The organism is Nakamurella multipartita DSM 44233, assembly GCF_000024365.1.
Classification (GTDB): Bacteria; Actinomycetota; Actinomycetes; order Mycobacteriales; family Nakamurellaceae; genus Nakamurella; species Nakamurella multipartita.
This window is the reverse complement of record NC_013235.1, coordinates 5,021,737-5,041,820: the sequence shown is the minus strand read 5'-3', so window position 1 is coordinate 5,041,820 and position 20,084 is coordinate 5,021,737. Positions and strand designations below refer to the sequence as shown.

Genomic DNA, 20,084 nt, shown 5'->3' with positions numbered 1-20,084 from the left:
TTCCGAGGAAGGAACCACCTTGTGACTGTCAATGTCGGTGTGATCGGTGTCGGCATGATCGGCAAGGACCACATCCGCCGGCTCACCACCGTGCTGGCCGGGGCCGCCGTCACTGCGGTCACCGACGTCAACCTGGACGAGGCTAAGAGGGTCGCCGGCTCGGTGCCCGGCGGCGCCACCGCCCACGGCACCGGGCAGGAACTGATCGACGATCGGGCTGTGGACGCGGTCGTGGTCTGTTCCTGGGGCCCCACCCACGAGGAGTACGTGCTGGCCGCGATCGCGGCCAGCAAGCCGGTGTTCTGCGAAAAGCCCCTGGCCACCACGCAGGCGGCGTGCCGGCGCATCATCGATGCGGAGGTGGCGTTCGGCCGCCGTCTGGTGCAGGTGGGCTACATGCGCCGCTACGACGCCGCCTACCGTGCCCTCAAGGCGGTCATCGACTCCGGCGACATCGGCACCCCGACCATGCTGCATTCGACCCACCGCAACCCGAGCGTGCCCGGTCATTACACCCGGGAGATGGCCATCACCGACACGGCGGTGCACGACATCGACGTGAGCCGATGGCTTCTCGGTGACGAGATCATCGGTGTCCGGGTGTTCAAGCCGCGCAAGAACAGCCTGGGCGGCGAACTGGAGGACCCGCTGTTCATCCTGCTGGAGATGGCCGGCGGCGCCCTGGTCGACATCGAGACGAACGTGAACATCCGCTACGGCTACGACATCCGTGGTGAGGTCGTCGGTGAGACCGGCACCGCCTCGCTGGGCGCAGGCGGCCCGGTCACCCTGCGCCGCAACAACCTGGTCGCCGATGAGGTTCCCGCCGACTGGCGGGAGCGGTTCATCGGCGCGTACGACGTCGAGTTCCAGGAGTGGATCGACGCGGTGCGCGACGGCGGAACCTTCGGCCCGAGCAGCTGGGACGGCTATGCCGCTGCGGTGGTCTCGGATGCGGCCGTCGAAGCCCTGCACTCGGGCGAGCGGGTGGCCGTCGACCTCGGCGATCAGCCCGATCTGTACGCCTGACGTCGGTGATCGGAGCCGGAGCGCGCTGGCGCCGGTCGGGAGCCGCCCTGGCGGGGGTGCTCCTGGCCGGCCTTCTCGTCTCCTGCGGGTCCGATTCCCGGCCCGACACCTCTTACCTGCTGCCGTGGCCGGGCGGCAGCAGTTTCGCGGTGCTGCAGGGGCCGTTGATCGTGGACCAGTGGGGTGCGTGTTCCTCGGGGTGTGGCAGCCACCGGGACGAGGACGGCCAGCACGCCTGGGATTTCGACCTGCCGGAGGGTACGCCTGTGGTGGCCGCCCGTGGTGGGATCGTCGGGCTGGCGGTCGGCAGTTGGCCCGCGGACCACTGTGGCGGGCTGGCGCCGGTCGCTGACCAGCCTCCGGGCTATCTGGTGAGTGACAGCATGGGAAACCAGACCAATCTGGTGCGGATCGACCACGGCGACGGCACCTCGGCGCTGTACCTGCACCTGAGCGAAGTGGACCCGCAGATCCTGACCAAGGCCAGGACGGGGGAGCCGGTCGTGCGGGGCGAACAACTGGGGCTCTCCGGGCGGACCGGGCTCACCGGCTGTGTGCCACACCTGCACTTCCAGGTCGAGCAGACCGTCCGGGCCGACTGGTACACCACGTCGCTGCCGATCTCGTTCACCGACCCGGACGTGCTCGCCCAGGATCCCAACGGGGTGCCGGCCGAAGGCGGGACCTACGTCTCGGGTAACGCGACCTCGTAGAGCCCCCGCCACCTGCTGTTGATCATGGGAAGAAGGCCGTTATGCCCGCGTCAGAACGGCATTCTTCCCATGATCAACAGCAGGATGAGAGCGGATCATCGGCGACCGACGCGCCTCACGCAGCCGCGCGCGACTCCTCGATCAGCGCCGCGACGAAGGCGTCGACGTCGGTCTCGGTGGTGTCGAACGCGCACATCCAGCGAACCTCACCGGTGGCCGGATCCCAGTCGTAGAAGCGGAAACGCTCGCGCAACCGGTTGGCCACGTCGCGATCCAACACGGCGAAGACCGCGTTCGCCTGGACCGGCTGGGTGATCCGGACCCCGGGCACCTCGCCGACCGCGGCGGCCAGCCGGGCCGCCATCGCGTTGGCGTGGCTTGCCGACCGCAGCCACAGATCGCCCTCCAGCAGGGCGATGAGTTGTGCGGACACGAACCGCATCTTCGACGCCAGCTGCATGTTCATCTTGCGCAGGTAGATCAGCCCGGGGGCCACCTCGGGCCGCAGGGCGACGACGGCCTCGCCGAACAGCAGACCGTTCTTGGTCCCGCCGAAGGAGAGGATGTCCACGCCGGCGTCGGTGAGGAATGCGCGCAGCGGCAGATCCAGGGTCGCGGCCGCGTTGGCGATCCGGGAGCCGTCGACGTGCAGCGCCATCCCCAACTCGTGCACGTGGTCGGCAATCGCCCGGATCTCCGCCGGCGTGTAGCAGGTGCCCATCTCGGTGGTCTGGGTGATGGAGACGACCAACGGCTGGGCCCGGTGCTCGTCGCCGCGCCCGTGCGCCTGCTGGTCGATCAGCTCCGGGGTCAGCTTGCCGTCCGGGGTCGGGACGGCCAGCAGCTTCAGCCCGCCGATCCGCTCCGGAGCGCCGTTCTCGTCATTGTGGATGTGTGCGGTCGCGCTGCAGATGACCGCTCCCCAGCGAGGCGAAACTGATTGCAGGGCAATGACGTTCGCGCCGGTGCCGTTGAAGACCGGGAACACCTCGATGCCCTCACCCAGATGGCCGACCAGGACCTCGTGCAGCCGTGCGGTGTACACGTCCTCGCCGTAGGAGATCTGGTGCCCCCCGTTGGCCGCGGCGATCGCCGCCAGGACCTCCGGGTGCGCACCGGCGTAGTTGTCGGACGCGAAACCGCGCCGGTTCGGATCGTGCAGAGTATCCACGTCAGAGCAACTTTCGAGGTCGGGATCAGAGGTCGAGGGTGATACGGGCGGCATTGAGATCCGGTGCGTCGGCCGCCCACAGCTCGACGATACGGTCCGCCAGGTCGGTCACGTCGGTGAAGCCGGGGAATCGGCGTTGCGGGGACTGGGCGCGCATCTGCTCGGTGACCAGCGCCTTGATCACGAAGATGACCGCCGCCGCGCCGTCCGGCGATGCCGCCGTGGCGGAGCGGAACGAGTCGGCCAGGGCCAGCATCCACGCCTCGGCGGCGGCCTTCGCGGCGGCGTAGTTCGCCGACCCGGCCGACGGCTTGCCCGCGGCGCGGGCGCTGACGATGGCGACCCGGCCGGCCGGCGCGGAGATCAGATCGTCGTGGAAGGCCAGCGTGACGTGGCGCAAGGTGTCGATCAGTCCCGACGAGAGGAACTGCCAGTCCGCTTCACTGTTGGCGGTGAAGCTGTCGCCACCCCGGTAGCCGCCGACCAGATGGACCAACCCGTCGACCCGACCCTGTCCCTTGCGCACCCGGGCGGCGAGCGCGGTGACCGCGTCAAGATCGGCCAGGTCCACCGACTCGGTCAGCAAGCCGGGCACGATGTCGGCCAGCGCAGCCAGCCGGCTCGGCGAATGCCCGACGGCGACCACGGTGGCCCCGGCCGCGCGCAACGCGGAGCAGGCGGCACCACCGGCGGGACCGGTCGCGCCGGTCACCACGACCACCAGTTCGCGCAGATCAATAGTCATCGGCCGGATTCTAGGGCCGAGGGCCGCAAGGATGCGCCGGCATCACCCGGTGATGCCTTTGGTGGACGCGATGACCGGGGCCAGCTTGCGCGAGAGCGCTTCGTAGAACATCGACAGCGGGAACTCGTCGGGCAGCACGGCGTCGGTCAACCCCTTGGGCGGGCCGTCCAGGGCCAGCCCGTCGGCCCCACGGGCCCACACCGAGGCCGGATGCGGCTCCAGCGTGGCCGACACCAACCGGTAGGCGGCCAGCCAGTGGTTCACCTTGGGCCGATCGATCGATCGCCAGTAGAGATCCTCGATCTGCCGGCCGAGATCGAGCACCTGCTCGGCCACCCGGTCCCATTCGATGGAGAGCCGGTTGTCGGTCCAGTGCAGCACGTCGTGCTGGTGCAACCAGGCGAAGAGCAGCTGCCCGCCCAGCCCGTCGTAGTTGCGGACCCGGCTGCCGGTGATCGGGAAGCGGAAGATGCGGTCGAACAGGATCGCGTACTGGACCAGGCGGGCGTGCGGAACTCCCTGCTGCTCCAGGGCGACTGACTCCCGGAACGCGGTCAGGTCGCAGCGCAGTTCTTCCAACGAGTACAGGAAGTAGGGCATCCGCTGCTTGATCATGAACGGATCGAAGGGCAGATCCCCGTGCATGTGCGTGCGGTCGTGGATGAGATCCCACATCACGAACGTCTGCTCGGTCAGTTGCTGGTCGACCAGGAGTCGGGCGGCGTCCGGAGGCATGGCCAGGCTGGTGATCTCGGCGGCCGCGGTCACCACCCGGCGGAACCGAGCGGCCTCCCGGTCGGCGAAGATGGCGCCCCAGGTGAACTTGGGGACCTCTCGCATGGCCACCGTCTCCGGAAACAGCACCGCGGAGTTGGTGTCGTAACCGGCAGTGAAGTCCAGGAAGCGGATCGGCACGTACAGCTGGTTGGAGTAGTCGCCGGCCTGCAGATCGGCGATGAAGTCCGGCCAGATCACCTGGACGAGAACGGCTTCCAGGTGCCGGTCGGGACTGCCGTTCTGGGTGTACATCGGGAAGAGGACGAGGTGCTCGCGTCCGTCGGTGCGGTCGCGCTCGGGGTGGAACGCCACCAGTGAGTCCAGGAAGTCCGGCACCGCGAAACTACTGTCCTGCCAGCGGGTGAGGTCCTTGACCAGGGCGGCCAGGTAGTCCGCGTCGTGCGGGAACCGAGGCGCCAGTTCGACGACGGCATCGGTGATCACGCCGACGGCGGCCCGGGCCGCGTCGTGCGCCAGGGCGTCCGGAATCGCCCCGTCGGTCGCCTGCACGGCCTGCAGGTCGCCGACGGCGGCCTTGAGTCGCTGCCACGCGGGATGGTCGGCGGTTCGGCTCGTCGCGGCCGAGCGGGTCGCCGAACGAGCGGTCGACGCACGACCGGCCGCGTAGGTGACCGCATTGAACAACAGCTCGTCGGCCGACGGCCCGGAACCGGGCTGGATCGCCAGCACGACGACCCTACGGTTGCCGTCGTCAGATCCGGCGGCCACGACCCGACCGGAGTCGCCGATCGAGTGCAGCAACGGGAAGGCCGGGCTGCGCACCGCGAGCGTGCCGGTCGCGGTCAGCGTGACCGGGTCGACCCGGGCCAGCAGGTCGACGCCGGCCATCTCGGGCGCCGGGCCGGCGGCCTGGAGGGAGCCGGCGCTGCCCATGCCCTCGCCCAGGGTGCGATCGGGCTCGATCCCGGCGACCGTGAGGACGTCGGCCACGGGGGCCGGCCAGGTCGTGCCGATCAAAACCAGCCCGGTGGTCGCGGCGCTCAGCATGGCCGTCGCGGCCGACGGCCCGGTGGCCACCACGACATCGGCCGCCGCCGCGTCCTCGACGAGCCGGTAACCGTGGTGGGCCAGGACCGTGCGCGCCCGACCGGCAATGCCGTCCGCGGCCGGATCGTGGTCGCCGGCCGTCACCATCACGCTGGGAAACGCGCTCATCGTCTCGCCCTCCTCGCCGCAATCCGAAACAAGAATTTCTTTCTCATCAGGCTAACAACAGGAAGTCTTGCGGTCAATTGACCATAGGGGCGTAGGTCGTGAGTGACGCCACCCGATGATCAGACCCCCTCGGCCGCGACGGGTTCGACACCGAGGGTGGCGGGATCGCTAGCTGCGTCACTCGAAAGGGCACCGTGATCGTCATATCGAGGGATAGGGAGGTCTGAATGCACACGTAGAGTGAGAGTCATGGCGGTGAACGAGGGAGGGCGACCCCGGCGGATCAGTCGGTCGGCCGTCGCGGTGGGACGCGCGCTGGTGGCGGGGCTGGCGGTGGTGGTCATGGCGGCCAGCGGCACCGCATGGTGGCTGCTGGGCCAGGCGGACGATCAGTTGCAGAGCAACGCCGTGGCGGCGCTGTACCCCGATGACCCCAACATCCGCACTGCGCCCGTGTCCGCAGCGGCCGCGCAGTCCGACGGCACAGCCGACCCCGGGGACACCGCGGGGGCGGCCGAGAACATCCTCATCCTCGGACTGGACACCCGGCCGCCGAGCCAGACCGCGCCCGGCACCGGCACCTCACAGTCCGACGTCATCATGATCGCGCACGTCTCCGCGGACCGGCAGCGTGTCGACCTGGTCTCCATTCCTCGTGATCTGATGATTACCGCCCCCACCTGCAAGGCCTGGGACTACTCCAGCGGCAGCCTGTCCGATCGGGACTTCGACAACCCGTACTCGGAATGGAAGATCACCAATGCCTACGCGGTCGGCGGCCCGACTTGCACGATCAAGGCCGTGCAGGCGCTGACCGGCGTGCGGATCGATCGACTGATCGTGTTCAACTTCGAAGGCTTCAAGAAGATCGTGGACGCCATGGGTGGCGTCACCATGACCTTCCCCGGGCCGGTCGTCGACAACGGGAAGACCATCATCGACGCCGGCGGTACCCGCCTGGTCAATGGCGACCAGGCGCTGGCGCTGGTCCGGGCCCGTCGGGTGGCCGGCGATCCCACCGGTGACTTGGGCCGAATCGGCCGTCAGCAGCAACTGCTCAGCGCCATGCTGGCGAAGGCCATCAGCAGCGACCTGGTCGGCGACCCCGCTCGGCTCAACAGCACGCTGCACACGATCATCGACAACGCGGTCACCGACAATGTGACCGTGTCCGACCTGGCCGAGCTGGCCGTCGCGCTGCGCGGCACGGGGGACGCCCAGGTGAACGACTACACCGTCCCGACGGTGCCCGATTCCGGGACCGACGGGCTGCGGGCCGGCGCCGGGATCAACGCCTACTTCGATGCGCTGATCGCCGATCAGCCGATCCCCGCCGGGGTCGGCTGACCGGTCCCGTCATCCCGGCGGCGCCGCCTGGGCCAGGGAAGGATGGCGATGACGCCGGCCACGACGCTGAGCAGATCGGTCAGATGAATGCCGTGCCCACCTCCCAGGGCAGCGACCACCGGGCCCTGCCAGGACTGATCGGGCAGCGGCCAGAGCACCGCGCCGACCAGCAGGATGCCTCGGCTGGACCAGCGGCCGGTGCGGATCGTGCCGATCGCGCCGACCACCATCAGCGCCAGCGCCACGAGGGCGAGGATCGACGCCCCAGGCTCCTCGTGCAGCAGCGGGTCGACCCACCACCGCCACGAGTCCGGAACGTTCAATGATCAGCTGTCGAACAGCGAGGTGACCGAGCCGTCCTCGAAGACCTCGTGAATGGCCTTGGCGATGAGCGGGGCGATCGAGAGCACCGTGAGCTGCTCGAACTGGTGCGCGGGCGGGATGTCCAGGGTATTGGTCAGGACCACCTCGACCGCGCCCGAGTTGGCCAGCCGTTCGGCCGCCGGGTCGGAGAGGACGCCGTGGGTGGCGGCCACGATGACTTTCTTGGCGCCGGCCTCCAGCACCTGCTTGACGGCCTTGGAGATCGTGCCGCCGGTGTCGATCATGTCGTCGACGACGATGCAGGTGCGGTCGGCGACGTCACCGACCACCCGGTTGGCGACGACCTGGTTGGGCCGGCTGGGGTCGCGGGTCTTGTGGATGAAGGCGATCGGCGCCCCGCCGAGCCGGTCGGCCCAGCGCTCGGCGGTGCGGACGCGGCCGGAGTCGGGGGAGACGACGGTCAGGTTGTCGCCGATATAGCGCGCGCCCACGTAGCCGGTCAGCAGCGGCTGCGCGAACAGGTGGTCGACCGGGCCGTCGAAGAAGCCCTGGATCTGATCGGTGTGCAGATCGACGGTCATCAGCCGCTGCGCGCCGGCGGTGCGCAGCAGGTCGGCGATCAGCCGGGCGGAGATCGGCTCGCGACCGCGGTGCTTCTTGTCCTGCCGGGCATAGGGATAGAAGGGCAGCACGACCGTGATCCGCTTGGCCGACGCTCGCTTGAGTGCGTCGATCATGATCAGCGTCTCCATCACCCAGGTGTTGATGGGGACGCCGCAGGACTGGATGAGGAAGGCGTCGCTGCCGCGGACCGACTCCTCGAACCGCACGAAGATCTCGCCGTTGGCGAAGTCGTACGCCGACTGCGGGGTGACGCTGACGTCGAGGTATTTGCCCACCTCTTCGGCCAGCTCCGGGTAGGCGCGACCGGAGAAGAGCATCAGGCTCTTGCGGGTGGTGATCGACAGAGAGTTCACGCCGGACGATCTCCTTGGGCCTTGGCGATGATGCTCGGGGCGGTGCTGCTCGGGACGCTCATGTGGTCGGCTCGTCCCGGGTGGGGAGCTGGACAGGTTCGTCGGCCAGCGCGGCCTGGGCGACCGCAGCGGCCCGGGTGCCGACGCGTTTGCGCAGCACCCAGCCGGCGGCGACGTGCTGGCGGCCGCGGGCCACGCCCAGGGCGCCGGGGCCCAGATCGCCGGTGATGGTGGACCCGGCGGCCACGTAGGCGCCGTCGCCCAGGGTGACCGGCGCGACCAGTGTGGAATCGCTGCCGACGAACACCTGGTCGCCGATCACGGTCGGGTACTTGTGGTCACCGTCGTAGTTGGCGGTGATGGTGCCCGCGCCGATGTTGACCCCGGCGCCGATGGTGGTGTCCCCGATATAAGAAAGGTGCGGAACCTTGGAACCGGCCCCGACGGTGGACTTCTTGATCTCGACGAACGCACCGGCCTTGGTGCGCTCCTGCAGCACTGCCCCCGGGCGCAGGTAGCTGAACGGGCCGACGCTGGCGCCGGCACCGATGGTCGCCTGCTCGGCATGCGAGCGGACCACGGAGGCGCCGTCGGCGACGGTGCAGGTGGTCAGTGTGGTGTCCGGGCCGATGGAGCAGCCCTGGCCGATCGAGGTGCCGGCCCGCAACTGGGTGCCGGGCAGGATCTCGGTGTCCGTGCCGATGGTGACATCGGCATGGATCCAGGTGGTCGCCGGGTCGTGAATGGTGACGCCGGCCAACTGGGCCCGGCGGACCAGGCGGGCGTTGAGCACCCGGGCCATCTCGGCCAGCTGGACCCGGTCGTTGACCCCTTCGGTCTCCACCGGATCGGCGGCGTGCAGGCTGCCCACCCGGCGGCCGTCGCCCTGGGCGATGCCGACGACGTCGGTCAGGTACCGCTCGCCGGCGGCGTTGGCGTCGGACAGCCGGGATAGGCCGTCGGTCAGCACGGCACCGTCGAAGGCGTAGACGCCGGAGTTGATCTCCCGGATTGCCCGCTGGGCCTCGTCGGCGTCCTTCTGCTCGACGATGCCGAGCAGATTGCCACCCTCGTCGCGGATGATCCGGCCGTAGCCGGTCGGGTTGTCGACGGTGGCGGTCAGCACGGTGACCGCATTGCCGCTGCTCGCGTGGGTGTCGGCCAGGGCCTGCAAGGTCGCGGTCTGCAGCAGCGGCACGTCGCCATAGGTCACGATGACGGTGCCCGACAGCGGGCCGGTCACCTCCAGCGCGCACGCGCACGCGTGGCCGGTGCCCTTCTGCTCGTCCTGCACCGCGGTGGTGATCGTGGGCAGGTCGTCCGCGCCGGTCAGGTAGCCGCCGACGTCGTCGCGCCCGTGACCCAGCACGGCCACTAGCGCGGTCGGCCGCAGGGCGGCCGCGCAGCTCAGGGCGTGCCAGATGAGCGGCTTTCCGGCCAGTTCGTGCAGCACCTTGGGCTTGCGGGAGCGCATCCGGGTGCCTTGCCCGGCCGCCAGCACGATGACCGCGGCGATGCCCGAGGCAGTGGCGGCGGAGCTGGTGGTGGGGTCGGCTGGCCTGGGGGGCACGGCTCATTCCTCCTGCGAAACGGCTTCGCGGCTGTGGTGGCCTGGTCGACGACGGGTCCGACAATGTTCTCGCCGGCGTTCCACCGCCGCGGCGAGGTACCTGCCCGATGGTAGTCCGGGCTCGTCAGCCACCTGACCACACGCCGCGCGTCACTGGGCGGCCCCGGACCTGCTCGGGCGCTCCGCCGCCAGGATTCGAACCTGGACCATTGGAACCAAAATCCAAGGTGCTGCCGTTACACCACGGCGGATCGCAGTGGCCATCCTCTCACGCGGTCCGTCCTTGACCGGTGCTCGGCGTAGCCTGTCCTGACAACCCCTCGTCGCCTCGGCGAGGGGCTTTTGGCGTGGTCTGGAGTGGTCGTGAGCTCGGGTTCCCTGCGTGGTCTGCTGGCGGCGGTATCGGCGGACCCTTTCTTCGCCGCGATGAACGAAGCCACGGGGTCGATCACCCATCGGGTGACGGGTCCCCCCGCCATTCGTCCGTTCGTGGTGGGGACCCTGGCCGCCGGCTACCCGGACGCCGGCGTGCCGGTGTTGCTGGTGACCGCGACCGGCCGGGAGGCTGAAGCCGCGGTCGCCTCGATCGGTGACCTGATCGGCGACGACCGGGTGGCCCTGTTCCCGTCGTGGGAGACCCTGCCGCACGAGCGGCTCTCGCCCCGCGCGGACACCGTCGGCCGCCGGCTGGCCACCCTGCGCCGTCTTGCGCACCCGGAGGAACACCCGGGCGGTTACCCCGCGGTGGTGGTGGCCACGATCCGGTCGATGATCCAGCCAATGGCTCCGCATCTGGGCGAGATGGCGCCGGTGACCCTGCGGGTGGGCCAGGAAGTTGACCTGACCGAGCTGGTCGACCGGCTGGTCTCGCTGGCCTACGGCCGGGTCGACATGGTCGAGAAGCGTGGCGAAATCGCGGTCCGCGGCGGCATTCTGGACATCTTCCCGCCCACCGCCGACCATCCGATACGGGTCGAGTTCTGGGGTGACGAGATTTCCGATTTGCGCACTTTCGGGGTCACCGACCAGCGGTCCCTGGGTGCGGTCGAGCAGGTCGTGGCCCCGCCCTGCCGGGAGATCCTGCTGACGGCCGAGGTGCGGGAGCGCGCCGCGCAGCTGTCCGCCCAGCAGACCGGCGATCCGACCCTGGCCCAGATGCTGGACAACCTGGCCAACGGCATCACCGTGGAGGGGATGGAATCGCTCATCCCGGTACTGGTCGGGGACGATCTCGAGCTGCTGCCCAACCTGGTCCGGCCCGGCACGCACGTGGTGCTGGCCGATCCGGAGCGCATCCGGACCCGGGCCGCGGACCTGGTCCGGACCGGGGAGGAGTTTTTGGCCGCATCCTGGATGGCGGCGGCCACCGGCGGCCGGGCGCCGATCGACCTCGGGTCGTCGGCTTACCGGTCGCTGGCCGAGGTTCTCGACGTCGTTCGGGACGCCGAGCTGCCGATCTGGCGGGTGGCCTCCTTCGAGTCCGGGGAGGCGCTGCAGGAGTCGGACAGCCCGGCCGTGCTGGGCGCACCCGCCTATCGGGGCGAGCTGGCGTCCGCGATCCACGACGCCCGGGAGCGGCAGGCCGCAGGCGGATCGACCGTGGTGGTGGTGGCCGGGGCCGGCACCGCCGCCCGGGCAGGGGAGCGGCTGGCCGAGGCCGACATGGGCGTCGTGGTGGCCGAGCAGCTGACCGAACCGCCGCGCAGTGACGTCGTCACCGTGACCTGCGGGCGCCTCGAGCACGGGTTCGTACTGCGCGAATCGGGCCTGGCCGTGCTGACCGAGGCCGATCTGACCGGCTCGACGGGCGTGAATCCGGAGGCCGCGGCGGCCCGGCTCCCGGCGCGTCGGCGCAACGCGGTCGACCCGCTCGCGCTCAAACCCGGCGACTACGTCGTGCATTCGCAGCACGGCATCGGCAAGTACGTCGACATGGTGCAGCGCACTTCGGGCGGCGCCACCCGTGAGTACCTGGTCGTCGAGTACGCCCCGAGCAAGCGCAACCAGCCCGGCGACCGGCTGTTCGTGCCCACCGACGCCCTGGACCAGCTCTCCCGCTATGTCGGGGGCGAGGTGCCGACGCTGAACAAGCTGGGTGGTGCCGACTGGGCCAAGACCAAGGGCCGGGCCCGTAAGGCCGTCCGGCAGATCGCGGCCAAGCTGGTCCAGGTGTACGCGGCGCGGGCCTCCGCACCTGGGCACGCGTTTGCGCCGGACACCCCGTGGCAGCGCGAGCTCGAGGACGCCTTTCCCTACACCGAGACGCATGATCAGCTCGCGGCGATCGACGAGGTCAAGGCGGACATGGAGCGGGCGGTGCCGATGGACCGGGTGATCTCCGGCGACGTGGGGTACGGCAAGACGGAGATCGCGGTGCGGGCGGCGTTCAAGGCGGTGCAGGACGGCAAGCAGGTGGTGATCCTGGTGCCGACGACGCTGCTCGCGCAGCAGCATCTGTCCACCTTCTCGGAGCGGATGTCGGCGTTCCCGGTGACGGTGCGTGGGTTGTCGCGGTTCACGTCCAACGAGCAGGCGGCGCAGACCGTCAAGGGGTTGGCCGACGGGTCGGTGGACATCGTCATCGGCACCCACCGGCTGCTGCAGCCGTCGATCCGCTACAAGGACCTTGGTCTGGTGGTGGTGGACGAGGAGCAGCGGTTCGGCGTGGAGCACAAGGAGCACATCACCGCGTTGCGGGCGCACGTGGACATGCTGACGATGTCGGCGACGCCGATTCCGCGGACGTTGGAGATGAGCCTGGCCGGGATCCGGGAGATGTCGACGATCGCGACGCCGCCGGAGGAGCGGCATCCGATCCTGACGTATGTCGGCGCGTATGACGAGAAGCTGGTGGCGGCGGCGATCCGGCGGGAGTTGCTGCGCGAGGGTCAGGTGTTCTACGTGCACAACCGGGTCGCCGACATCGAGTCGGTGGCCCGCCGGCTCCGGGAAGCGGTGCCGGAGGCGCGGATCGCGGTGGCGCACGGGCAGATGAACGAGGACCGGTTGGAGAAGATCATCGATGGGTTCTGGGCCCGCGAATGGGACGTGCTGCTGTGCACGACCATCGTGGAGACCGGCCTGGACATTTCGAACGCGAACACGTTGATCGTGGATCACGCGGAGGTGCTGGGCCTGTCGCAGATGCACCAGCTCCGGGGCCGGGTGGGCCGGGGTCGGGAGCGCGGGTACGCGTACTTCCTGTATCCGGGGGAGAAGCCGTTGACCGAGACAGCGCACGACCGGCTGGCCACGATCGCGCAGAACTCGGATCTGGGGGCGGGGATGGCGGTGGCGATGAAGGATCTGGAGATCCGCGGGGCCGGGTCGATCCTGGGTGCCGAGCAGAGCGGGCACATCGCCGGGGTGGGGTTCGATCTGTATGTGCGGCTGGTCGGGGAGGCGGTGACGGCGTTCAAGAAGGCCGCCGCGGCCGCCGGTGAGGAGTTGCAGGAGGAGCCGGTCGAGGTGCGGGTCGACCTGCCGATCGACGCCAACGTGCCGCACGAGTACATCCCGGCCGAGCGGCTGCGGCTGGACGCGTACCGGCGGATCGCCGGGGTGGCGTCGAAGGAGGAGGTGGCGGCGGTGCGGGACGAGCTGACGGACCGGTACGGGCCGATCCCCGAACAGGTGGAGAACCTGCTCGCGGTGGCCGAGTTCCGGCAGGTGTGCCGGTCGGTGGGGGTGACCGAGGTGACGTTGGGGCCGCCGGGGCTGCGGATCGCGCCGATCGTGTTGCCCGAGTCGGGGCAGCTGCGGATGGCCCGGCTGTACCCGGGGTCCAAGTACCGGGCGGCGGCGTCGGTGCTGACGCTGAAGCCGCCCACCGCGGGCGGCCGGATCGGGGCGGCGGCGCTGCGGGATCGGGAGCTGCTGACGTACCTGGGCCGGGTGCTCGAGGACATCGCGCCGGTGCCTGCGGGTGCGTCAGCGCGCTGACGCGTCGAGGATGTTGATCGAGGAAGCCGGTCGTCGTCGGTCGGATCCCAGCTGGCCCCGCTCGCTACGCCTGCGGGCGGTGAAGTGGGAGCGGGAGGTGTGCGGCCTGTGCCGAGCGCGACTCATGGCCTGCCCGGCGACCGGGCTCGCCCGCGACGCATGGCCGCGCTGCTTGACCAGGCGTATCAGCCCTGGCTCGCACGGCTGAGCGACGCTGAGCGCGCTGCCATCCACGCCTGGCAGAGCTTGGATCGGCGCTATCGCTCGATTCAGGCGGTGGTGCGAGACGGTGCAGGTGACGACGCTGCGCTTGCTGAAGCGAGCGCCTTGGCGAACGCGGTGCTCGCCGGCGAACTTCCGCAGGATGTCGAGGCATGGCGTGGCATCCGGTCGTGCCAAAACGTGTTCGGCGTGGGGATCAACAGCCTTCCGACTCTTCGAGGTGAGGTACTGACCCTCGATGGCTTCTTCGCGGTAACGCTGGATCCTCGCGTGGCGGTGGCTGAGTTCACCAGACCACCGCTGCCGGGTGGTCCGGTCCTGTTCCGCATCCGACTCCCCGCCGGGGTACATGCAGCGTGGATCTCGTTGGCTGGTGATTCGGCCCTTCGGTACCAGCGCGAGTTGCTGCTCATCGGGCCGATTGCCCTGCGAATCGGTGCGGCGTCGTACGCTGGGGAGGTACCGATACTGGAAGTCGAGGTGGTCTAGGTGAGCGTCCGTTTCACGGAGGACCTGGATTTCCGTGCGCCCAACGCTCAGCAGCCGATCCATGTGGTGGGCGTGCTACGACAGCATCTAGGTGTGTTGGATGAGCCGAAGGATGTCGTCGTGAAGGCCATACGCGAGTGGCTGAAGCTGAATGCGGCGTCGTCCGCGCTCATCCGCGACTTGAAGCGCAGCGAGTTCGCCGTGGTACTCGACCATGCCGACGCCTGACCTCGGCCGGGCTGCGGGTGAACACCTCGGCTTGAGTCGTGGTCGAGGCTGGTCAGAGCCGGAGTGCCACAAGGAAGCACGACAACCGTGCGTCCGCGATGAACTTCACTGCTGAGGACGGACCTCAGGCCACGAACGGGACGACCTGCGCCGTTGCCGGGTGCCTGGATCACGGGTCCAGACCGGCAGCTCCTCCGCCTACGCGCAGATAGCCATCATGCATGTAGCCTACGAGTGTGTAGGCATACAGGATGCCGTCATTCATCCCCCGCCCGGTCGTGATGGCCCGGCTCACTTCGGAGCTGCAAGCGGTCCGCGAGCATGGTCGCGGCAGAATGGTCGCGATTCGCGGGCGCCGCCAGATGGGCAAGTCGACTGTTGTCGAACGATTCGTCGAGAATTGTGAGACGCCCTATGTGTTCGCCACCGGGCTGTACCGACAGCCGGCGCAGGAGCAGTTGATCGTCGCGTCCGAAGCATTTGGGACGTCGGCGAATCCTTTGCCCGGAGTGGATGAGCCCACATTTCCTGCACAGAACTGGCGGGAGTGGTTCGGACGAGTGGCGGTAGCCGCATCGGACGGTCCGGTCGTGGTGGTGCTCGACGAGTTTCCCTGGATGGCAGCGGACGGCGACACCGCAAGTCTTGAGGCGACGGTGCAGTCGGTCTGGGATCGCACACTCGAAAAGCTGCCCGTCTTCCTCGTGCTCATCGGATCCGACATCGCCATGATGGAGCGGCTCGCTCAACACGATCGACCCCTTTACGGGCGATTCAGCGAGATCGTCGTGCCTCCGCTGAACCCCGCAGAAACTGCATTTGCACTGCCCGCGGCGAGCGCGTTCGACGTGTTCGACACGCATCTGGTGACCGGTGGATACCCGCGGCTTCTCACGGACTTCGTGATCAGCGGTGGCTCGGTCGACGAGTGGGTGACACGATCCCTGCAGGAAGCGACGTCGCCGCTGGTCGTGACGGCGCGACTCAACCTGGACGCGCAAATTGCCGACAGCACGGCCGCATACCGCGTGCTGTCGACGGTTGGCTCCGCTGAGCGAGGTCAACTGAACCTGGGTGCGGTCGCAGCAGGGATCAGTGCGACCGGCACGGCCACGAAGTCCGAGGAGACGGCCGCTATTCGGGCCGTTACGCAGCTCACTGCCAAGCGACTCATCGAGATTGACGAGCCTGCCTGGGCAAGCTCGAGCAGGCTGCGTCGGTACCGCGTCGCAGACACCTATCTTCGATTCTGGTTCCGCTACGTCGAGCGGAATCTGGGCGCCATCGGTCGAGGAAGAGGCGACATCGCGACAGCCGCGTTCGAGCGTGATTGGCGGAGTTGGCGAGGCACACTGATCGAACCGACGGTTCGCCACGCCCTGAGTCTGCTGGCTCGAGATGACGCCCGATTCGCGAGCGTCGAGGATGTTCGGCCATGGTGGACCAGAAATGGGAAGGTCGAAGTCGACGCCGTTGGCATGAGCCGGGATCGATCCGTGTTTCTCGCCACGGTGAAATGGCGAGAGCGAGGCGGAGTCACCGCTGACGAACTCCGCGCGCTTTTGGCCGCGGCCGTTCCCCGATCGGAGGGTGCCGAACTGGTCGCCGTCTGCCCTTCGGGTGCGGCGCCCGAGACCGCGATCTCGTACTCAGCACGGGATCTGCTCTCTGCCTGGGCCGCCGACGGCCGTTGACGAACCTGGCGACGGTGATCCGGGAGGTCGGCGTCAGCGCCGACCGCGTCATGCACCGGGCCCCCGCAAGCTATCGACGACCTCCTGGACGTCAGTGGCATCGGCCACCCCGAAGTCAGCAGCCGCATCGGCGAACGCCTCGACCGGCTGGGGAAGCTTCTTCGGTCTGAACCTGGCGCCCATCGCCGACACGGCCCAAGCAGGCGAGCGGGTGTGGTGGTCGATCCAGTGGGTTTGTCAACGTTGGTTGGCCCCACCATGTCAGGTTTGGTTGGCTCCTGTTGACCACCGCTCTGGATGACGGCCGCTGACCTGTCTTTCGTCATGGGTGCTGCCGACGAACGTGCGCGGGTGTGCTGGCGGGTTGAGTCCGGTCGTCGTCACCGTCAGTGTGACCAGCATCGGAAATGGACAACGGCCCTCCCGCCGACGTGTCCGGGAAGACCTGTGCGGGAGGGCCGTGCTCGGATGCACGGAGGCACCCGTTGGTCACGGTAGAGGCGAATCAGGATCTGGTCGAGTCCCGGCTGACGGGCGGCGGCGTGCCGTGCCCGGTCTGCCCAGGTGTGCTGGCCCCTTGGGGGTGGGCTCGCCGGCGTGACGTCCGAGGCGTCGGGTTACTGCGGCCCCGCCGAGCCAGGTGTTCGTCGTGCCTGATCACGCACGTGCTGCTGCCGGTCACGGTGCTGCTGCGGCGGGCCGACGCGGCCGCGGTGATCTGGGCGGCGCTGGTCGCCCGGTCGGCCGGCCACGGGCACCGGGCGGTCGCCGTCCTGGTCGGGGCGCCGGCGCCGACGGTCCGGGGCTGGTTGCGACGGATGAGCACCCGGTTGGAGCCGGTGCGGGTGCACTTCACCGTCGCTGCCCGGCGGGCCGGGGTGGACCAGCCGGCCCCGGACGCGACTGGCGACGCCTGGCGGGACGTGGTGGCCGCGGTCGCCGCGGCCTGGGTGGCGATCGCGTCCCGGTTCGGGTCGGCCGGTTTGGTCGGCACAGTGACGGCCGGACAGGTCGCCTGTGCGTCCTCGGGCGGCCGGCTCCTGTCCCCGGGTTGGCCCCGGCTCTCGACACCGTGTTGATCAACACGAGTTGCCCCTGACGTCACCGGTGTTGGTCCGGGATCGTCGCGAAGGCCGTTGCCCGGCAACACCTGCCGGGCGGTGAAGCGACGACGAGGACGGGTGTGGTTGATGAGTGTGGACACGGTCAAGCAGCGGGAACGGGCGCAGCAGATCGCGTTGTTCCGATATCAGTTGATCTGCCCGGCGCTGGAACCGGGCCTGTCGACCAAGCAACGCGGACGGGTCGTTCGGGCGATCGCCGACCGGGAACACGACGGCCCGTTCGGCGGCCGGGTCCGATACTCGCGGGAGTCGTTGGACCGGTGGATCCGCCGGTACCGGGCCGGCGGGTTCGAAGGTCTGTGCCCGTCGCCCCGGGAACCCGGCACCCGGATCGACACCGGCGTGTTCGAGCTGGCCGCCGGTCTGAAACGGGAGAACCCGGCCCGCACGGTCGCCCAGGTCGCCCGGATCCTGCGATCCTCGACCGGCTGGTCACCGTCGGAAACGACGCTGCTGCGGCATTTCCACCGGCTGGACCTGATGGTGCCCGGCGGCGCCGGGCCGGCCGTGTTCGGCCGGTTCGAAGCGGCCGATTGCAACGAACGGTGGGTCGGCGACGCCCTGCACGGGCCCAGGGTCGCCGGCCGGAAAACGTACTTGTTCGCGTTCCTGGACGACCACAGCCGGGTGGCCGTGGGGTATCGGTTCGGGTTCGCCGAGGACACCGTCCGGCTGGCCGCGGCCCTGCAACCCGCGTTGGGCAGCCGCGGCGTCCCCGGCTCGGTCTACGTCGACAACGGGTCCGCGTTCGTCGACAACTGGCTGCTGCGGGCCTGCGCGGTGCTCGGGATCCGGCTCGTCCACAGCCGTCCGGGGCAGCCGCAGGGGCGGGGCAAGATCGAACGCTGGTTCCGCAGCGTGCGCGACCAGTTCCTGGTCGAGATCGATGACAGCACCGCCGACCAGATCCGGGATACCGGGATGACCCCCGCCGGCGCCCTGCTGGAACTCAACGGGTTGTTCACCGCCTGGGTCGAGGCGTCCTATCACCACCACGTGCATTCCGAGACCGGGCAGAGCCCCTTGCAACGCTGGACCGACGGGTGGCAGCGGGCCGGCCGGTCTCCGGCGATGCCGACCCCCGCGGATCTGACCGAGGCGTTCCTGTGGTCCGAACAACGCGTGGTCACCAGGACCGCGACGGTGTCGCTGCACGGCAACACCTACCAGGTTCAGGCGGGGCTGGTCGGTCGGAAAGTCGAGTTGGTGTTCTCCCCGTTCGATCTGGAAACCCTGCGGGTCCGCTACGACGGCCGGGACCACGGGCCGGCGGTGCCGCATCGGATCACCCGGCACACCCATCCCAAGGCCAGACCCGAGACCCCTGAACCGGCAACGACACCGCGGACGGGGATCGACTACCTGGCGCTGGTCGCGCAGGACCACCAGCAACAGATCAGTGCCGACCAGAAGATCAACTATCACGCCCTCTACCCAGGTGAGCTGCCCGGGCAGCGCAGCATCGACGACGCCCTGGCCGACCTCAACGGCAACGACGGCAACGACGGCAACGACGGCAACGACGATGGTCAGGCGGTGGCCCGGTGAGCGTGCAACGCCTTCAGGCCCACTACGGCTTCACCCGGATGCCGTTCGGCCGGAACCTGGCCCCGGGCATGCTGCATCGGCACCGCGGACTGGGCGAAGCGATCGCCCGGATCAGCTGGTGCGTCGACCAACACGCCCTCGGCGTGATCACCGGCGAGGTCGGCGCCGGCAAGACCGTCGCCGTCCGCGCCGCCACCGCCGCCCTGGACAGCAGCCGGCACGTCGTCATCTACCTGCCCAACCCGTCCGTCGGGGTCCGCGGCATGCTCCACCACATCGTCGCCGCCCTGGGCCGGACCCCGTCGTTCTACACCTCGATCCTGGCCCCGCAAGCCGCCGACGCCCTCGCGGCCGAACACGCCGAACGCGGCCGCACCCCCGTGGTCGTGATCGATGAGGCGCACCTGTTGGACAACCAGCAACTCGAAGCACTGCGCATGCTGTCCAACCACGACATGGACTCCGGCAGCCCGTTCGCCGCGCTGCTCGTCGGGCAACCCACCCTGCGGCACCGGCTGCGCCTCGGCGTGCTCGCCGCGCTGGACCAACGGATCTCGGTGCGCTGCACCCTGACCGGGATGACCGACCAGGAAACCGCGGACTACCTCACCCACCACCTCAAGATCGCCGGCCGCAGCGACACCCTGTTCAGCGGCGACGCCACCACCCTGATCCACAACGCCGCCCGCGGCTACCCCCGCGCCATCAACAACCTCGCGATCAACGCCCTGACCGCGGCGTTCGCCCGCAACCAGGCCATCGTCGACGAGAAATCAGCCCGGGCCGCGATCGCCGAAACAGGAGGCGAATGACCCTCACATTGACGACGACCCCGCCGCCATGACCACCAAGGCCCCGCCCACCACCACCGGGCGGGGCCTTTCAACACCCAGACCATCGTCAACAACGACGATGCCAACATCGCCATGTAGAGCGCCGGTCAACAGCTCCACCCGTGGGCGAGGTTGGTTTAGCGGATCCCCGCCTGGAGCTTGACGTTGATGGGTC

16 protein-coding genes and 1 tRNA gene are annotated in these 20,084 nt (G+C 69.3%); 10 read left to right on the top strand and 7 right to left on the bottom strand.

Translation table 11 applies throughout. From position 1 onward, the window contains the following. Window positions 1-21 precede the first annotated feature (21 nt). Both NAMU_RS22435 and NAMU_RS27770 read left to right on the top strand, forming a co-directional pair. A complete protein-coding gene (locus NAMU_RS22435) occupies window positions 22-1,029 on the top strand; it encodes a Gfo/Idh/MocA family oxidoreductase (RefSeq protein ID WP_015749628.1) in 1,008 nt (335 codons plus the stop codon). A 5-nt stretch (window positions 1,030-1,034) separates the two neighbouring features. After that, complete coding sequence (locus tag NAMU_RS27770) at window positions 1,035-1,742, top strand: M23 family metallopeptidase (protein ID WP_015749627.1); 708 nt, start codon at window positions 1,035-1,037, stop codon at window positions 1,740-1,742. Window positions 1,743-1,857: 115 nt separating this feature from the next. Here NAMU_RS27770 and NAMU_RS22425 read toward each other — a convergent pair whose 3' ends face one another. Genes NAMU_RS22425 through NAMU_RS22415 form a run of 3 tightly spaced genes read right to left on the bottom strand, consistent with a single transcriptional unit; the run spans window position 1,858 to window position 5,080 of the window. Then, entirely contained in the window at window positions 1,858-2,967 is a 1,110-nt protein-coding gene (locus NAMU_RS22425; RefSeq protein WP_015749626.1) for a threonine aldolase family protein, read from the bottom strand. Further along, window positions 2,939-3,658, bottom strand: coding sequence for an SDR family NAD(P)-dependent oxidoreductase (locus tag NAMU_RS22420; protein ID WP_015749625.1), 720 nt, complete (start codon window positions 3,656-3,658; stop codon window positions 2,939-2,941). Before NAMU_RS22420 ends, NAMU_RS22425 begins: the two co-directional genes overlap by 29 nt. A 42-nt stretch (window positions 3,659-3,700) precedes the next feature. Then, window positions 3,701-5,080 (bottom strand): DUF6421 family protein, encoded by a 1,380-nt coding sequence (locus NAMU_RS22415; RefSeq protein ID WP_138180848.1) that lies wholly within the window; start codon window positions 5,078-5,080, stop codon window positions 3,701-3,703. Window positions 5,081-5,860: 780 nt separating this feature from the next. On the opposite strand from NAMU_RS22415, the gene NAMU_RS22410 reads away from it, so the two are divergent. Next, on the top strand, window positions 5,861-6,958 hold the full coding sequence (locus NAMU_RS22410; RefSeq protein WP_015749623.1) for an LCP family protein: 1,098 nt from the start codon (window positions 5,861-5,863) through the stop codon (window positions 6,956-6,958). Here the strand turns inward: NAMU_RS22410 and NAMU_RS22405 are convergent. From NAMU_RS22405 to NAMU_RS22390, 4 genes are all read right to left on the bottom strand, one after another. Next, complete coding sequence (locus tag NAMU_RS22405; protein ID WP_015749622.1) at window positions 6,931-7,281, bottom strand: hypothetical protein; 351 nt, start codon at window positions 7,279-7,281, stop codon at window positions 6,931-6,933. The genes NAMU_RS22410 and NAMU_RS22405 overlap by 28 nt on opposite strands. 3 nt (window positions 7,282-7,284) lie before the next feature. Beyond that, window positions 7,285-8,259 (bottom strand): ribose-phosphate diphosphokinase, encoded by a 975-nt coding sequence (locus NAMU_RS22400; RefSeq protein ID WP_015749621.1) that lies wholly within the window; start codon window positions 8,257-8,259, stop codon window positions 7,285-7,287. Between the two features lie 58 nt (window positions 8,260-8,317). Beyond that, the gene (gene glmU / locus NAMU_RS22395) at window positions 8,318-9,829 is read right to left on the bottom strand and encodes a bifunctional UDP-N-acetylglucosamine diphosphorylase/glucosamine-1-phosphate N-acetyltransferase GlmU (RefSeq protein WP_015749620.1); all 1,512 of its coding nucleotides are present in this window, start codon (window positions 9,827-9,829) and stop codon (window positions 8,318-8,320) included. A 180-nt stretch (window positions 9,830-10,009) separates the two neighbouring features. Beyond that, window positions 10,010-10,080: transfer RNA gene (locus NAMU_RS22390), tRNA-Gln, on the bottom strand. Window positions 10,081-10,255: 175 nt separating this feature from the next. On the opposite strand from NAMU_RS22390, the gene mfd reads away from it, so the two are divergent. From mfd to NAMU_RS22355, 7 genes are all read left to right on the top strand, one after another. After that, entirely contained in the window at window positions 10,256-13,771 is a 3,516-nt protein-coding gene (gene mfd, locus NAMU_RS22385; protein ID WP_083786064.1) for a transcription-repair coupling factor, read from the top strand. A 159-nt stretch (window positions 13,772-13,930) separates the two neighbouring features. Next, window positions 13,931-14,482: an ADP-ribosyltransferase family protein gene (locus tag NAMU_RS22380; protein WP_041369309.1), complete on the top strand. Its 552-nt coding sequence runs from the start codon at window positions 13,931-13,933 to the stop codon at window positions 14,480-14,482. Next, on the top strand, window positions 14,483-14,710 hold the full coding sequence (locus NAMU_RS22375) for a hypothetical protein (protein WP_015749617.1): 228 nt from the start codon (window positions 14,483-14,485) through the stop codon (window positions 14,708-14,710). 251 nt (window positions 14,711-14,961) lie between these two features. After that, a complete protein-coding gene (locus NAMU_RS22370) occupies window positions 14,962-16,404 on the top strand; it encodes an AAA family ATPase (protein ID WP_015749616.1) in 1,443 nt (480 codons plus the stop codon). Between the two features lie 665 nt (window positions 16,405-17,069). Further along, a complete protein-coding gene (locus NAMU_RS22365) occupies window positions 17,070-17,483 on the top strand; it encodes a hypothetical protein (protein WP_245544824.1) in 414 nt (137 codons plus the stop codon). Window positions 17,484-17,594: 111 nt separating this feature from the next. Beyond that, entirely contained in the window at window positions 17,595-19,076 is a 1,482-nt protein-coding gene (locus tag NAMU_RS22360) for a DDE-type integrase/transposase/recombinase (RefSeq protein ID WP_015746596.1), read from the top strand. Then, window positions 19,073-19,888, top strand: coding sequence for an ExeA family protein (locus tag NAMU_RS22355; protein WP_015746597.1), 816 nt, complete (start codon window positions 19,073-19,075; stop codon window positions 19,886-19,888). The genes NAMU_RS22360 and NAMU_RS22355 overlap by 4 nt, the downstream gene beginning before the upstream one ends. The last annotated feature ends 196 nt before the right edge of the window (window positions 19,889-20,084 follow it).

Excerpts from the sequence above, each read along its gene's own strand:
- NAMU_RS22425 (WP_015749626.1), bottom strand. The coding sequence starts at position 2,967 with ATGCCGCCCGTATCACCCTCGACCTCTGATCCCGACCTCGAAAGTTGC.
- NAMU_RS22420 (WP_015749625.1), bottom strand. The coding sequence starts at position 3,658 with ATGACTATTGATCTGCGCGAACTGGTGGTCGTGGTGACCGGCGCGACC.
- NAMU_RS22410 (WP_015749623.1), top strand. The coding sequence starts at position 5,861 with ATGGCGGTGAACGAGGGAGGGCGACCCCGGCGGATCAGTCGGTCGGCC.
- mfd (WP_083786064.1), top strand. The coding sequence starts at position 10,256 with ATGAACGAAGCCACGGGGTCGATCACCCATCGGGTGACGGGTCCCCCC.
- NAMU_RS22380 (WP_041369309.1), top strand. The coding sequence starts at position 13,931 with ATGGCCGCGCTGCTTGACCAGGCGTATCAGCCCTGGCTCGCACGGCTG.
- NAMU_RS22370 (WP_015749616.1), top strand. The coding sequence starts at position 14,962 with ATGCCGTCATTCATCCCCCGCCCGGTCGTGATGGCCCGGCTCACTTCG.
- NAMU_RS22360 (WP_015746596.1), top strand. The coding sequence starts at position 17,595 with ATGAGTGTGGACACGGTCAAGCAGCGGGAACGGGCGCAGCAGATCGCG.